This window comes from Streptomyces sp. CNZ287 (assembly GCF_007827615.1).
In genome coordinates, this window is sequence record NZ_VISV01000001.1 from 181,786 (window position 1) to 195,854 (window position 14,069).

Annotated in this window: 13 protein-coding genes; 5 read left to right on the plus strand and 8 right to left on the minus strand. The window is 75.4% G+C overall.

Features of this window, described 5'->3' with window-relative positions; all coding sequences use genetic code 11:
- Positions 1-72: 72 nt before the first annotated feature.
- The 7 genes from moeZ to FB457_RS00835 all read right to left on the minus strand — a co-directional run bounded on the left by moeZ (position 73) and on the right by FB457_RS00835 (position 9,242).
- A complete protein-coding gene (gene moeZ, locus FB457_RS00805) occupies positions 73-1,251 on the minus strand; it encodes an adenylyltransferase/sulfurtransferase MoeZ (RefSeq protein ID WP_047017921.1) in 1,179 nt (392 codons plus the stop codon).
- A 61-nt stretch (positions 1,252-1,312) separates the two neighbouring features.
- Positions 1,313-2,125 carry a spherulation-specific family 4 protein gene (locus tag FB457_RS00810; RefSeq protein WP_047017920.1) on the minus strand — a complete coding sequence of 271 codons (813 nt, stop codon included), beginning with the start codon at positions 2,123-2,125 and terminating at the stop codon, positions 1,313-1,315.
- Positions 2,113-3,159 (minus strand): SDR family oxidoreductase, encoded by a 1,047-nt coding sequence (locus FB457_RS00815; protein WP_047017919.1) that lies wholly within the window; start codon positions 3,157-3,159, stop codon positions 2,113-2,115. Before FB457_RS00815 ends, FB457_RS00810 begins: the two co-directional genes overlap by 13 nt.
- On the minus strand, positions 3,156-4,280 hold the full coding sequence (locus FB457_RS00820; protein WP_253911410.1) for a hypothetical protein: 1,125 nt from the start codon (positions 4,278-4,280) through the stop codon (positions 3,156-3,158). Before FB457_RS00820 ends, FB457_RS00815 begins: the two co-directional genes overlap by 4 nt.
- 380 nt (positions 4,281-4,660) lie before the next feature.
- The gene (locus tag FB457_RS00825) at positions 4,661-6,346 is read right to left on the minus strand and encodes a DUF3492 domain-containing protein (protein WP_047017917.1); all 1,686 of its coding nucleotides are present in this window, start codon (positions 6,344-6,346) and stop codon (positions 4,661-4,663) included.
- A gap of 152 nt (positions 6,347-6,498) precedes the next feature.
- Positions 6,499-7,905, minus strand: a complete 1,407-nt coding sequence (locus tag FB457_RS00830) for a DUF3152 domain-containing protein (protein WP_145780839.1) — start codon at positions 7,903-7,905, stop codon at positions 6,499-6,501.
- A 329-nt stretch (positions 7,906-8,234) separates the two neighbouring features.
- A complete protein-coding gene (locus FB457_RS00835) occupies positions 8,235-9,242 on the minus strand; it encodes an alpha/beta fold hydrolase (protein ID WP_486588887.1) in 1,008 nt (335 codons plus the stop codon).
- Positions 9,243-9,412: 170 nt separating this feature from the next.
- Here FB457_RS00835 and FB457_RS00840 point away from each other — a divergent pair, with 170 nt between their 5' ends.
- From FB457_RS00840 to FB457_RS00855, 4 genes are all read left to right on the plus strand, one after another.
- Positions 9,413-9,664: a hypothetical protein gene (locus tag FB457_RS00840; RefSeq protein WP_047017915.1), complete on the plus strand. Its 252-nt coding sequence runs from the start codon at positions 9,413-9,415 to the stop codon at positions 9,662-9,664.
- A gap of 162 nt (positions 9,665-9,826) precedes the next feature.
- The gene (locus FB457_RS00845; protein WP_047017914.1) at positions 9,827-10,468 is read left to right on the plus strand and encodes a TetR/AcrR family transcriptional regulator; all 642 of its coding nucleotides are present in this window, start codon (positions 9,827-9,829) and stop codon (positions 10,466-10,468) included.
- 123 nt (positions 10,469-10,591) lie between these two features.
- On the plus strand, positions 10,592-10,819 hold the full coding sequence (locus tag FB457_RS00850) for a DUF3107 domain-containing protein (protein ID WP_018834999.1): 228 nt from the start codon (positions 10,592-10,594) through the stop codon (positions 10,817-10,819).
- A 143-nt stretch (positions 10,820-10,962) separates the two neighbouring features.
- Complete coding sequence (locus FB457_RS00855; protein ID WP_442802368.1) at positions 10,963-11,253, plus strand: hypothetical protein; 291 nt, start codon at positions 10,963-10,965, stop codon at positions 11,251-11,253.
- Between the two features lie 74 nt (positions 11,254-11,327).
- Here FB457_RS00855 and FB457_RS00860 read toward each other — a convergent pair whose 3' ends face one another.
- The gene (locus tag FB457_RS00860; protein ID WP_047017913.1) at positions 11,328-12,110 is read right to left on the minus strand and encodes a ferritin-like fold-containing protein; all 783 of its coding nucleotides are present in this window, start codon (positions 12,108-12,110) and stop codon (positions 11,328-11,330) included.
- Positions 12,111-12,583: 473 nt separating this feature from the next.
- Here FB457_RS00860 and FB457_RS00870 point away from each other — a divergent pair, with 473 nt between their 5' ends.
- On the plus strand, positions 12,584-14,041 hold the full coding sequence (locus tag FB457_RS00870) for a DEAD/DEAH box helicase (RefSeq protein WP_145780436.1): 1,458 nt from the start codon (positions 12,584-12,586) through the stop codon (positions 14,039-14,041).
- The last annotated feature ends 28 nt before the right edge of the window (positions 14,042-14,069 follow it).

A 14,069-nucleotide genomic window follows, 5' to 3' on the forward strand; every position in this document is an offset into this window, starting at 1 on the left:
ACAGACAGACGTGCCGCCGCCGGAAGCCCTCCGGCGGCGGCACGCCGCGTCGTCCGCGTGGTGCGCCGTTCGTCAGTAGACGGGCTTGTCCGGCTCGATCTGGTTCACCCAGCCGACCACGCCGCCGCCCACGTGCACCGCGTCGGCGAAGCCCGCCGACTTCAGCACCGCCAGGACTTCCGCGGACCGGACACCCGTCTTGCAATGCAAGACGATCTTCTTGTCCTGCGGCAGCCCCTCCAGGGCGTTGCCCATGAGGAATTCGTCCTTCGGGATCAGCCGCGCGCCGGGGATCGAGACGATCTCGTACTCGTTGGGCTCCCGGACGTCGATGATGTCGATGTTCTCACCGTCGTCGATCCACTCCTTGAGCTGCTTCGGAGTGATCGTGGAGCCGGCCGCGGCCTCCTGCGCCTCGTCGGAGACGACGCCGCAGAACGCCTCGTAGTCGATCAGCTCGGTGACGGTCGGGTTCTCGCCGCAGACCGCGCAGTCCGGGTCCTTGCGGACCTTGACCTGGCGGTACTGCATCTCCAGGGCGTCGTAGATCATCAGCCGGCCGACCAGCGGGTCGCCGATGCCGGCGAGCAGCTTGATGGCCTCGTTGACCTGGATCGAGCCGATCGACGCGCACAGCACGCCCAGCACGCCGCCCTCGGCGCAGCTCGGCACCATGCCGGGCGGCGGGGGCTCGGGGTACAGGCAGCGGTAGCACGGGCCGTGCTCGGCCCAGAAGACGGACGCCTGGCCGTCGAAGCGGTAGATGGAGCCCCACACGTACGGCTTGCCGAGCAGCACGCAGGCGTCGTTGACCAGGTAGCGGGTGGCGAAGTTGTCCGTGCCGTCGACGATCAGGTCGTACTCGGCGAACATCTCCATGACGTTCGAGGAGTCCAGCCGCTCCTGGTGGAGGTTCACCGTCACGTACGGGTTGATGCCCAGCACCGTGTCACGTGCGGACTCGGCCTTGGGGCGGCCGATGTCCGCCTGGCTGTGGATGACCTGCCGCTGCAGGTTCGATTCGTCGACCTCGTCGAACTCGACGATGCCGAGCGTACCCACACCCGCCGCGGCCAGGTACATCAGCGCGGGCGAGCCGAGGCCGCCGGCGCCCACACAGAGCACCTTGGCGTTCTTCAGCCGCTTCTGGCCGGCCATCCCGACGTCCGGGATGATCAGGTGGCGCGAGTACCTGCGGACCTCGTCGACGGAGAGCTCGGGGGCGGGCTCGACCAGCGGTGGCAGCGACACGGGGACTCCGTAAGCGTGTGAGAGCACAGTGGGTCTTCCCGTAACACTGCCACGCGCCTCCTCATTCCGAGACACCCTGTCCGAGACGCGAGACGAGGTCGTCCCAGTAGCCGGGCAGCGCCTCCCAGCCCGGCCGGTCCGTGAAGAACACCGAGGCCGCGCCCTGCCAGCGGGCGACCCGCATCGCCTCGTCCAGATGCCTCGGCGGTACGCCGTGGACCAGGTGGCAGAACCGCTCGGCGGGGTGCTCCGCGGTCCACTCGGCGACCTGCGACCAGCGGTAGTCCGCCCACCGGCCGGCGAAGGTGACGAGCTGGTCGGCGGCCTCGGCGTAGCCGGGGTACGGGTGCGTGCCGATGCCGAGGACGACATGGACGCGCGGGGCGAGCGCGCCGAGCGTCGTCGTCACCCGCAGGACCTCGGGCAGCAGGTCGCGGTCGGCGGGGCAGCGGCCGAGGTAGAAGCCGTCGACGCGGTACCACTCCAGGAACCGGTGCGCCTCGGTGATCAACTCGCCGGAGGGGCGGCGGCCGTGGCGCAGATCGAGCCGCCCCAGGGTGCGCACCCGCGCCGACTTCAGCCGGCCCGCGGCCTCCAGGCAGTGCGGGTCGGGGCGGGCACCGGGCCCGCCGGCGACGTCGAGCACCGTCCAGTGGACGGCGCCCGCGGCGGCGGGCCGGGTCAGCTCGCGCCACTCGACGGGGGCGACGAGGGGGTGCGCGTAGCCCGGGACGGCGAGGCGGAGCGGGGTCTCGGCCGGCTGCGGCGGGTGCTGCCGCCGGCCCTCGGGCACGGGCGGCCCGCCCGGCAGGTCCCGCAGCGCCGCGGCCGCGCCGGGCGGCCTGCCCGGCCCGTCAGGTCTCAGATGCGGCATGCCGCCTCCATCCAGATGTCCGCAAGGCTCTCCTCGATGCCGATCCGGGGCCGCCAGCCGAGGCGGTCCCGGGCCGTCCTGATGTCCGCCTGCTGCCAGGCGCCGCACCCGTCCGGATACGGATACGCCGCGGCGACCCCCGCCGGTTCCGCGCCGGGGCCGCCGTTCGTACCGTGGCCGGGACCGTGCCCGGGACCGTGGCCGTGGCCCAGGGGGTGGCCCATGCCGTGCCCCGGGCCGTGTCCCGCGCCCGCGGGCTGCGGGATCCGGCCGGTCAGCGTCGTGTCGAACTCGTGCAACTGGCCGCTGTACCCCGCGATCCGCGCCAGCGCCGCCGCCGCGTCCCGCAGCCGCACCGCGCGCCCGCCGCCGATGTTCACCACGCCCTGCGCCGCCGACAGCGACGCGGCGTGCACCGCCCGCGCCACGTCCCGTACGTCCACGAAGTCCCGCTGCGCGCCGAGCCCGCCGAGCTTCAGCTCGCCGTCGCCCTGCTGCATCGCCCGCCGCAGCGCCTCCGCCAGCCGGCCCAGCGGGGAGCCCGCCGGGGTGCCGGGGCCCGCGGGCGAGAACACCCGCAGCACGATGGCGTCGAGCCCCGAGCCGAGCACCAGCTCGGTCGCGGCCAGCTTGCTCACGCCGTACGGGCCGCCGGGGCGCGGCAGGGCGTCCTCGGCCGTCGACGAGCCGGCCGGCGAGGGCCCGTACTCCGAGGCGCAGCCCACGTGCACCAGCCGCGCGGAGCAACTGCTGCGCCGCATGGCCTCGCAGAGGGTGGCGACGGCGACGGTGTTGTGCCGGGTCAGGTCGCGGGCGCTGCCGCGGGTGGTGCCCGCGCAGTTGACGACGACGCCCGGGTGCACGGCGTCGAGGAACCGGGTCAGCGCACCGGGGCTGCCGGACGACAGGTCGAACCGCACGTCGGCGTCGTCACCGCGGCCGAGCGCGGTGAGCTGCACGGCGGGGTCGGCGAGCAGGCGGTCGGCGACGTACCGGCCGACGAAGCCGGTGCCGCCGATGAGCAACACCCTCATCGCGCACCCCCGTCGTTCGAGCCGGGCGTGGCCAGTGGTGGTGCGGTCATCTCGTTGTGCTCCTTGCGATGAGCGGAGGCTCGGGTGAGTGCGCGGCCGGCGTACGCCAGCAGCGCGAGCGCGGCGGCGCCGCAGGCGACCGCAGGCACGGCGGCCATACGGAAACCTGCGGAGCCTGCGACCAGCAGCTCGACCGGACGGCCGAGCACGGCAAGCCCGGGGACCCGGGCGGCCAGGACCAGCAGCAGCGCCGTGACCTGCGCGGCGCAGGCGGCGGCGAGGCCGTACGCGGCGGCCCGGGGGAAGCCGTGCACGGCGAGCAGCCGGGCGAGGAAGAGCAGCGTGCCGAGGGCGCAGGCGGCGGCGGGGACCGCGGGCCCGCGGGTGGCCTCGCCGAGGGCGGGGCCCGCGGCCGCGGCGGCGAACTGCAGCACGGCGAGGACGGCCAGCACGGCGGCGACGGCGGCGGCGAGCAGCGGGCGGGTGCGGGTACGGAACTCGGCCAGATCGCGGCTCTCCCGCAGGCGGCCGCGGGCACGGGCGGAGAACCACCGGGCCACGGCGGCGGCGGGCAGCACGGCGGCGGTGAGCGCGGCGAGGGCGGCGGCGGTGGCGTACGGCACGACGGGCGCCCGGGTGACGCCGGTGGCGCCGCCGAGCAGTTCGCCGAGGAACCAGTCCCCGTAGACCGCGTACGCCAGCAGCCACCCCACGGCGAGGCCGGCCGCGGGCGGCAGCCCGGCCCCGACCCTCAGCGGCCCCCGCTGCGACCCGAGCACCAGCGCGACCACGGCCCAGGCGACGCCCGCGGCGGTCAGTGCCACCTGCGCCCGGCCGTGCAGCCCGGCGGCGCCGAGCACGAGCAGCCCGCCGCCGAGCGGCAGGAGATGGGCGAGCGGGGCGAGGGGGGTGCGGGGCAGGGGGGCGCCCGGCGGCGGGGGCTCGGCGCCGGGCCGCCGGGTCCGTACGTACATCTCCTCGGCGAGGGAGAACACATCGCGGTGCCGGCACCGCACGGCGGTCCGGTCGGTGACACCGTGCGCCTCAAGCCCGGCGGCGATCTCCAGCGGATCGACGGCCCGCCGGCACAACTCCCGGTGCCGGTACATGAGCCCCCGCACGGGATCGGCGGACCCGCGCCGCGGCCGGACGGCCGGGGCGGCGGCCGCGGCCGGGGCGGAGGGGGGAGCCGGCTGAGCGGTGCGGGGCGGGCCCGGGTGCCCGGCGACCGCGGCGGCGGCGCCTCCGGCGCGCCGCGAGGCCGCGCCGGAGGAGGCCGGCTGCGCGCCTGGCGCAGCAGTCCCTCTCCCCGCGGCTTCCGCCGCCCCCGTGCCGGGGGAATCCGCCTCGCCGTCGGCGGGCGGGGGGTGGAGGGACGCTACGGCGGGGGGCTCCGGGCGGGGGCCGAAAGCTTCCTCCAGGGCTTCCGCCAGGTCTTCCGCCGGGGTGGGCGGCGACGGCGCCCGCGTCGGCGGCTCCGGGGCCGCTCTCGGGCCGTCCGTCATCGGTCGGCCCCCTCAAGCACGGGGCCCGCACCCGGCCGGCCGGCGTCCGGTACCGGCGCGGCCGCCAGATACGCCTCCGGCGGGTGCGCGAAGGGGTGCGGGGTGGCGCGGGCCGGGGCAAGGGCCGGGCCGTGGGAGGCCAGCTCCAGGTAGAGGGAGCCGAACGCGTCCACGTTCTGCTCCGCCGTGAACAGCTCCACCGCCCGCGCCCGCGCCGCCGCGCCCAGCCGCGCGCGGCGCGCCGGGTCGCGGAGCAGCGACAGGCAGGCGTCCGCCAGCGCCCGCGGGTTCCGGGGCGGGACCACGAGACCCGTGCCGCCGATGACCTCGCGGACCGCGCCGACGTCCGTCGACACCGTCGCCCGGCCGCAGAGCATCGCCTCGACCAGGCCCACGGGGAAGCCCGCCACGACGCTGGAGAGCACCGACACCCCGCCCGCCGCGTACGCCGCCGTCCGGTCCGGCAGCGCCGGGTCGCCGATCTGCTCGAACGACACCGGGCTGGCGCCCACCGCGTGCGCGTCGGCCGCCTCGTCGGGGAAGAGCTGGGCGGCCAGCGCGCGGCAGTGGTCGCGGTAGCCCGCGTGGGCGGCGGCCGGGGGGCCCGTCTCCGCCACGACGAGGTGGGCGGCCGGCTCCTCCCTGCGGATCTCCGCGAACGCGTGCAGCAGCGCGATGAGGTCACCGGCCGGCTCTATCCGGCCGGCCCAGACCAGGGTCCGGTCGTCCCCGGCCGCCGGCAGGTCGGCCACCTCGGCGAACCGCGCCGCGTCCATGCCCGGGTACACCGTCCGCAGCCGGTGCCCCGCCGCGCCCAGGCGCAGCGCCCAGCGCCGCGCGTGCGCGTTGCCCGGGGTCACGAGGGCCGCCTTGTCGTACGCCTCGGCCGCCAGCCGGCGGTGGAAGGCCGCCGCCAGCGCCCGTACGGTCACGGTGCCGCCGGCGTACGCCCCCCAGCCGCTCTCCAGGTAGTGCCGCCGCAGCCGCACCCCGTACTCCGTCACCAGCAGCGGCGTGCCGAAGAACCGGCGCGCCAGCAGGCCGGGCAGCGCCGCGGGGCCGGCGGAGAGCGCGTGGCACAGGTCGGCACCGGCCAGCCCGGCGCCGCCGTCCCCGTACCACCCGGCGCCCAACGGCCGCAGCGCCCGGTCCAGATGCGCCGCCACCGCCAGCAGCTCCGCGACGCGCGCCCCCCGCACCACCGGAGGTACGCCCGGCGCCCGGCAGGCCCGCTCCAGGATCCGGACCGCCTCCTCCTCGCGCAGCGCCCGCCCCGGGCCGCCCGCGTCCCTGGCCAGCTCCGCCAGCCCGTAGAGACCGGAAGTGAAACGGTCCTGCCCGGACTCCCGCCCGGGTTCCCACCCCGGAAACTCCCCGGCGCCACCGGCCGCCAGCGCGCCCGCCAACTCCGCGAAGTGCTCGGCGAACCGGCGCCGCTCGGCGCGCCCGTAGCGGCGCTCGCCCGGCGCCGGGCGCCACAGCGGCGCGACGTGCACCGCCCGCACCTGGGGCGGCAGCGGTACGAGCCCCGACGACTCCTGCGCCGCATCGACCGCAAACGCGAAAACGTCGAACTCATGGTGCGCAAGCCCGCGTACGAGCCGGTCGCACCACCCCGGCGACTCGCCCGCGGCGAACGGGAATCCGCCCTCCGCGAGAAGGCCGATGCGCAACGAGAACACCCCCGAAACTGCTGTGGCTCCATCCGGTGGGAGGACGGTACGCACGCGGGGGCAGCGCGATGGACGGTTGTCCGTCGCACCACCGGAAGGGGTGAATACCCGTGACTATTCGGGGTGTGGGGCGTTTTGCCCGCCCCGTCGCCCGCCGGGGGTCAGTCGCGCGGGAACGGCCAGGGGTTGGGCTTGCAGGTGGCGCCGTCCGTCGACAGGTACTTCGTCTGCTGCATCATCACCGGCGCCAGCGCGCCGTCCCGCTCGCAGCCGACGTGCCCGTTCCCGAGCCGGTGGCCGACCTCGTGGTTGATGAGCATCTGCCGGTAGGCGTGGATGTCGTCGCCGTAGGTCTTCGAACCCTGCGCCCACCGGAAGGCGTTGATCATCACGCGCTCGGTGGCGGCGGAGTCGCAGGACACGTCCTCGTCGCTGGTGTCGAGACCCGACTTGGCGCACCACTCGTCGGTGGTCCCGGGGCTGGCCAGGGTGATGACGAACACGGACTCCCGGTCCCGGCCCACCCGCTCGAAGGTGCGGTCGCCCCGGCCGCCCCAACTGCGCTCGTCGTTGAGCGTCTTGTGCACGGCGGCCGCGAACAGCTCGCCGTCCAGCGGCAGCCCGTCCTCGACGTCCACGCGGTAGGTGACGACCTCGCCGCGGCCGGGCGCCTTGTCGTGGCCGGGGACGGTGGTGAGCTTGCCGGAGCCGGTGAGGTTGCGGCTGAGGGGGTACGTGGCAGCCATCTTCTCGGTGTACGTGGCGGGCACGGCCCGGGCGTCCTCGCCGGCGTCCGCGCCGTCCGGCTCGTCCGGGCCCGCCGGGTCGTCGCGGTCGCCCGAGCGGGAGGCGGCGTCGTCGTCGGCGCCGGCGCGCTGCTTGCGCTCGTCGGAGGCGGCGGCGTCGGCGCGCTTGGCACGGCCGTCGGAGACCTGACCGGCGATGGCGGCGGCGAGCGCGCACGTCACGACGGCGGCGGCGACACCGGTCACGACCCGGCCGCGGTTGGCGGGGCGCTGCTTGCGGCGGCGGCCGCCGCCGCCCGTGGAGTGCAGGGCGGCCGCGGTGTCGTCGGGCGGTTCCTCGTCGCCGGGCAGCCGGCCGAGGTCGTCGGCGGCGGGGGAAGGGCCCGGCACGTCACCGGGGCGGCGGCGCGCGGCGGGATCGGCGGTCTGGCCGGGCCCCGGCCCGTCGAAGGCGTCGAGGTAGTCCTGCCGTACGGGCGTGGGCGTGGCGGCGACGGTGGCGGCGCCGAGCCCGCGCCCGGGCTGCTCGTACGGCGGCATGCCCCACCCGCCGCCGGGCTCCCGGTGCTCGGGGTGGCCGGGGAGGCGCTCGCCGGTGTCGTCCATGGGGACCGTGCGGGGACCGCGGGACGGGCGGGGCATCCCGTGCACGGGCGGCGGCCCCCCGGGTCCGGCGACGCGCGGCGTCGGCCCGGTGTCGCCCACGCGCGGCGTCGGCCCGGTGTCCGAGACGCGGGGAATCGGCCCGGTCCCGCCGGCCCGCGGGATGGGACCCGTATCGGAGACCCGCGGCATCGGCCCGGTCCCGCCGGCCCGCGGCATCGGCCCCGTACCGGAGACCCGCGGCACCGGGCCCGTGTCGCCGAACCGCGGCATCGCGCCCGTACCCGAGACCGTGCGCCCGTCCCCCGGCACGCGCGGCACCCGCGGCACCGGACCCGTGTCGGAGACCCGCCGCACCGGACCCGTCTCCGCCACCCGCGGGATCGGGCCCGTGTCGCTGATCCGCGGGATCGGCCCCGTGTCGCCCCGCCGCGGCAGCGGCGGCCGCGGCCCCGGCCCGGGCGCCGGCCCGGACCCCGACCGGGTCCCGCCGCCGTCCCGCGCCTTCTTGCCCTTGCCGGACGCGCTGTGCCTGCCCACCGTGTGTGTCAGCTCCCGCCGGGGCTCGCGTCTGCGATCCCTGTCTCGTACTCGTCCAGCATCTCGGTGAACGCCCTGGCCACCACTTCCGGGTACTCCATCATGGCCACGTGCCCGGCCGCAGGCAGGGCAAGCAACCGCGAGTTGCGGAACGCGGCCTTCGCCCGCCGCGCCATCCTGAACGATACGAGTTGGTCGCGCCCGCCGTAGATGAGCAGCGTAGGGGCCAGCACCCGCTCGGCCAGCCGCCAGAGCGAATGCTGCCCGCCCAGGGTGTACGCGCCGACGACCCCGCGCGCCGACCGCTCCAGCGCGTCCCAGTGGTACGGCAGCCGCATGCGCCTGGCGTACTCGCGCGCGTGCTCCGCGAAGCCCTCCGGGCTGACCCGGCCCGGATCGCCGTAGCAGAGGCCCAGCACCGCGCGGGTGCGCCGCTCCGCGGTCCAGTCCCGGGTCAGCCGGGCGAAGAGCGCGGTGACCCCGGGCACGGCGAGCAGCGCGGTGGGCATCGCGGTGCGCTGCGGGGGCAGTTCGGGCAGCGCGGGGGAGACGAGGGTGAGGGTGCGCACCAGGTCGGGGCGGAGGGCCGCGACGCGGGTGACGATGGTGCCGCCCAGCGAGTTGCCGAAGAGGTGTACGGGGCCGCGGTCGGCCGCGTCGAGGTAGCGGATGACGGCGCGGGCGTGGCCGGAGAGGGAGTAGTCGCCGTCGTCGGGGGGCGGGGAGTCGCCGAAGCCGGGGAGGTCGACGGCGTCGCCGTCGACGCGGGCGGCGAGCAGGGGGCCGAGGCCGGCCCAGTTCAGCGCGGAGCCGCCGAGCCCGTGCACGTACACCGCGGGCGGCAGTCCCGGGCGCGCCGACGGGTGGCCGCGGACGGCGAGGGTGAGCCCGGGGAGCGTCACCCGCCGTCGCTCGACGCCGTCCCGGCCTTCGGGAGGAGAGGGCGGTACGGTCCCGGGCGAGCCGTTCGCCGGGGATACTTCGTCGCCCGCCAGAGAGCGCTCTGTCGACGGCATGGGGGCAATGTTACGAGACAGTCACGCAGTGGTTCATGTGTTCGCGCTCACAAGCCGCCTCGCGGCCGAAAGCGCCCTCTCTTACGCTCGTGTGGAGGACGTATAGCGGACATCACCCGTAACCGTGCCCGAAGTCCGGGTGACGAACGACGCGGAAAGGAGACGACGCCATGGCGGTCGACCCGCAGGATTCGGACACCTTCGACGAGCCCGCCCGCCGTACGGGGCGACGCGGGAGGGCGGACGAGCCCGCGGAGCGGGACGCCGAGACCCCGGAGGCGGACGCCGCGGAGCAGCGCGCCGAGGTGGACCAGCGCGACGAGGACGTCACACCGGGCGAGCGCGGCGGCGACGAGGCCAATCCCGCGGACGCCGCAGAGCAGGCGCGCGTCGTCGAACAGGACGAGGACGAATACCGGTGACGTGCTCGGTATTGCCCTGGTTCGCCCCGGGTCAGCGGCGATGAAATTTCGCGCAGCGACGGAGCGCCGGACGATTACCCGCACGTACGATGGCACCTGCGGTCGGCCCGCCGGACAGGCCCGGCGTCCCGGGGGCGATCATCTCAGGAACCAGGAGGCGCAGTGACAGCCATGGAGCAGGCCGAGACGCGTCCACGCAGTACGAGGCTTCCCCGCCGCGCGCGCCGCAACCAGCTCCTCGGTGCGGCCCAGGAGGTCTTCGTCGCCCAGGGGTACCACTCCGCCGCCATGGACGACATCGCGGACCGCGCCGGCGTCAGCAAGCCAGTGCTCTACCAGCACTTCCCCGGCAAGCTGGAGCTGTACCTCGCCCTGCTCGACCAGCACTGCGACGCGCTGCTCCAGGCGGTGCGCGCGGCGCTCGCGTCCACGTCGGACAACAAGCAGCGCGTCGCCGCCACGATGGACGCGTACTACGCCTTCGTCGAGGACGAGGGCGGCGCCTTCCGGCTGGTCTTCGAGTCCGACCTGACGAACGAGCCCGCGGTGCGCGAGCGCGTCGACCGGGTGAGCCTGGACTGCGCGCAGGCCGTCAGCGAGGTCATCGCCGAGGACACCGACCTGCCGGTCGAGCAGGCGATGCTGCTCGCGGTGGGGCTCTGCGGCATGGCGCAGATCACCGCGCGCTACTGGCTGGGCGCCGGCCGGTCCATCCCGCGCGACGACGCCGCCCGCCTGATCGCCTCGCTCTCCTGGCGGGGCATCGCCGGCTTCCCGATGCACGGGGGCCCGGAACAGGCGTAGAGGCGGCCCGCGGACACGTCCCGCAGCGGTGTTCGCTGCGGGCGTGCAGGCATCGGTCCCGCGGGGTGCGCACGCCGGGTTAGTGTGCACTCGTACATCCAACTGACCGAAAGGGATCAGGCCGTGGAGGTCAAGATCGGCGTGCAGCACGCCCCCCGAGAGATCAGCCTGGAGAGCGGGCAGTCCGCCGAAGAGATCGAGAGCGCGGTGGCGGACGCGCTCGGCGGCAAGTCGGAGGTGCTGACCCTGGTCGACGACCGCGGCCGGAAGATCCTCGTGCCGTCGGGCCGCATCGCCTACGTGGAGATCGGTGCGCCCACCGCGCGCAAGGTGGGCTTCGGCGCCCTCTGAGGGCGGATCCCCCCTCGCGCAGCTCGTCCGCCCCCCGGTGTCCGGCACCGGGGGGCCGTCGTTTGCCCGCGGATCCATGCGGGTAGATCCGGAGCGTCCGGTTCACCCCAGCAGAGTGGGGCCCAACGAAGGGCGGGCGCGAGATGATGATCCTGGCAGCCGTACTCTCCGCAGTCATCGGCCTGGCGATTGCGCTGGCCGCACTCTCCCGCTATCCGGATCGGTTCCGGCACCGGAACCTGACGCTGGCCACGGGCCCCGGCGCCGCCGTGCTCGGCGCCGCCCTGGCCCACACGGTGCTGGGCGCGGGGAACCTGCCCATCGTCCTGCCGGTCGCCGGTGCCTTCTCGGCGGCGATGCTGTCGCTGCTGGTCAAGAACCGGGAGCGGAGCCGCCCCGCGGCGGCGTACCTGGCGGGCCGCCCGGTGCGCTGAGCGGCCCGTACCCGTACCCAACCCCGGAACAAGGAAGACCCACGCGCGCCCGGGCGGACCGCCCGGGCGCCGCGCTATGCGGACAGCCCCAGCGCCGCCATCCGCTTGGTGTGCGCCTCGGTGATACGCGAGAACATCCGCCCCACCTCCGCCAGGTCGAACCCGTCGGCGACCCCGCCCACGAGCATCATCGACAGCGCGTCCCGCTCCGCCACCACCCGCTGCGCCTGGCTCAGCGCCTCGCCCATCAGCCGCCGCGCCCACAGCGCCAGCCGGCCGCCCACCCGGGGGTCGGCCTCGATGGCGCTACGGACCTTCCCGACGGCGAACGTCGCGTGCCCGGTGTCGTCCAGCACGCTCAGCACCAGGCCGCGGGTGTCGGAGTCCAGCCGGACCGCGACCTCGCGGTAGAAGTCGCTGGCGATCGAGTCGCCGACGTACGCCTTGACCAGCCCCTCCAGCCAGTCGGACGGCGCCGTCTGGCGGTGGAACTCGTTCAGCGCGGCGGCGAACGGCTCCATCGCCCGCGCCGGATCCTCGTCGATCCCGGCCAGCCGGTCCCGCAGCCGCTCGAAGTGGTGGAACTCGGCGGCGGCCATCGCCGCCAGCTCCGCCTTGTCCTCCACGCCGGGCGCCAGCTTCGCGTCCTCCGCCAGCCGCTCGAAGGCGGCCAGCTCGCCGTAGGCGAGGGCGCCGAGCAGGTCGACGACCGCGGCCCGGTACTGCGGGTCGGCGGCGGCCTGCGCCCAGTCCTCGGCGGCTACGCCGGAGGCGGCGGGTGCGGCGGCGGTGTCGCCGGTTCCGCCGGTGTCGCCGGTGTCCTGGGGGGCGGCCTCGTCGGCAGGGGGAGTCTCCATAGGAGCGGAATATAGCGGCCCGCGGGGGCCTGGGAAGAGGCTGGTCAGCCCGTGGACTATGAGACATCGCACAACACGGCTGCACGATTTTAGGTAGAGTGGTATAGCACTCGCCGGTCACGGCGGGTTCCCCATGCCGCGGGCGTGAGCCCGGAGGCGCGTGGGAAGCATGTACTGAAGGATGCCCGGTCGGTGGCCCGATCGGCTCCGACCCCGACCGCTCTCAGCGGGGCCCGTGCGGCCTGTCCCGCCGTACGCACACCGCCGGAGGGAATTCTCGCGGCTTGAGCGCGCGAGTGACGGTAGAAGTGGTCCCGCGCCGCCCGCGCGGTACGACCCCCGTCCCCCGCCGCTCGCCGCGACCGACAGAAGAGGCAAGCATCCTGTCCACGTTTCGAGACCTGGGGATCCTCCCCGAGACTGCTGAGGCCCTGGAGGCCGTGGGAATCACCACTCCTTTCCCCATCCAGGAGATGACCCTTCCCGTGGCCCTCGCCGGCACCGACGTGATCGGCCAGGCCAAGACCGGTACCGGTAAGACGCTCGGCTTCGGCCTTCCCCTGCTGGAGAAGGTCGTCGTCCCCGCCGACGTCGAGAACGGTCGCGCCGACACCGGCGCCCTGACGGACGCCCCGCAGGCGCTCGTCGTCGTCCCCACCCGCGAGCTGTGCGTCCAGGTCACCAACGACCTGCTCACCGCCGGCAAGGTCCGTAACGTCCGCGCGCTGTCGATCTACGGCGGCCGGGCGTACGAGCCCCAGCTCGAGGCGCTGAAGAAGGGCGTCGACGTCGTCGTCGGCACCCCCGGCCGCCTCCTCGACCTCGCGGGCCAGCGCAAGCTGGACCTGTCGAAGATCAAGGTGCTGGTGCTCGACGAGGCCGACGAGATGCTGGACCTCGGCTTCCTGCCGGACGTCGAGAAGATCATCCAGCAGCTGCCCGCCAAGCGGCAGACGATGCTGTTCTCGGCCACCATGCCGGGGCAGGTCATCGGCCTCGCCCGGCGCTACATGACGCAGCCCACCCACATCCGCGCCACCGCGCCCGACGACGAGGGCGCGACCGTCGCCGCCGTCGAGCAGCACGCGTTCCGGGCGCACTCGATGGACAAGCCGGAGATGCTGGCGCGCATCCTGCAGGCCGAGGGCCGCGGGCTGACCATGATCTTCTGCCGTACGAAGCGCACCTGCGCGGACGTCGCGGAGCAGTTGACCCGGCGCGGGTTCGCCGCCGGCTCGGTCCACGGGGACCTGGGCCAGGGCGCGCGCGAGCAGGCGCTGCGGGCGTTCCGCAACGGCAAGGTCGACGTGCTGGTCTGCACGGACGTGGCGGCGCGCGGCATCGACGTCGCCGGCATCACGCACGTGATCAACTACCAGACGCCGGAGGACGAGAAAACGTACCTGCACCGCATCGGCCGCACCGCCCGCGCAGGCGCGTCCGGCACGGCGGTCACGTTCGTCGACTGGGACGAGATCACGCGCTGGCACCTGATCAACAAGGCGCTGGAGCTGGATCTGGAGAACCCCGAGGAGACGTACTCCACCTCCCCGCACTTCTTCGAAGCGCTGCGCATCCCGGAGGGGACGAAGGGCGTGCTGCCGCGCGCCGAGCGCACCCGCGCGGGACTCGGCGCCGAGGAACTGGAGGACCTGGGCGAGACGGGCGGCGGCCGCCGCGGCGCGGGCTCGCGCCGGTCGGCCACCGAGGAGCGCCCGAAGCGGACCCGCACGCAGCGGCAGCGCCGCCGCACGCGCAGCGGCCGCCCGGTGGCGGCGGAGGCCGCCGAGGGCGCCGCCGGGCAGCAGGAGACCGCGCCGGAGCAGACGGTGAGCGCGGGTGCGGACGCGGCGGACGCCGCGCCCCGCAAGCCGCGCCGCCGCCGTCGCCGCACCCGCAGCGGCAACGCGGGCACGCCGGCGGCGGAGTAGCAGCACCCTTTTCGGGCCCGGGGCGTAC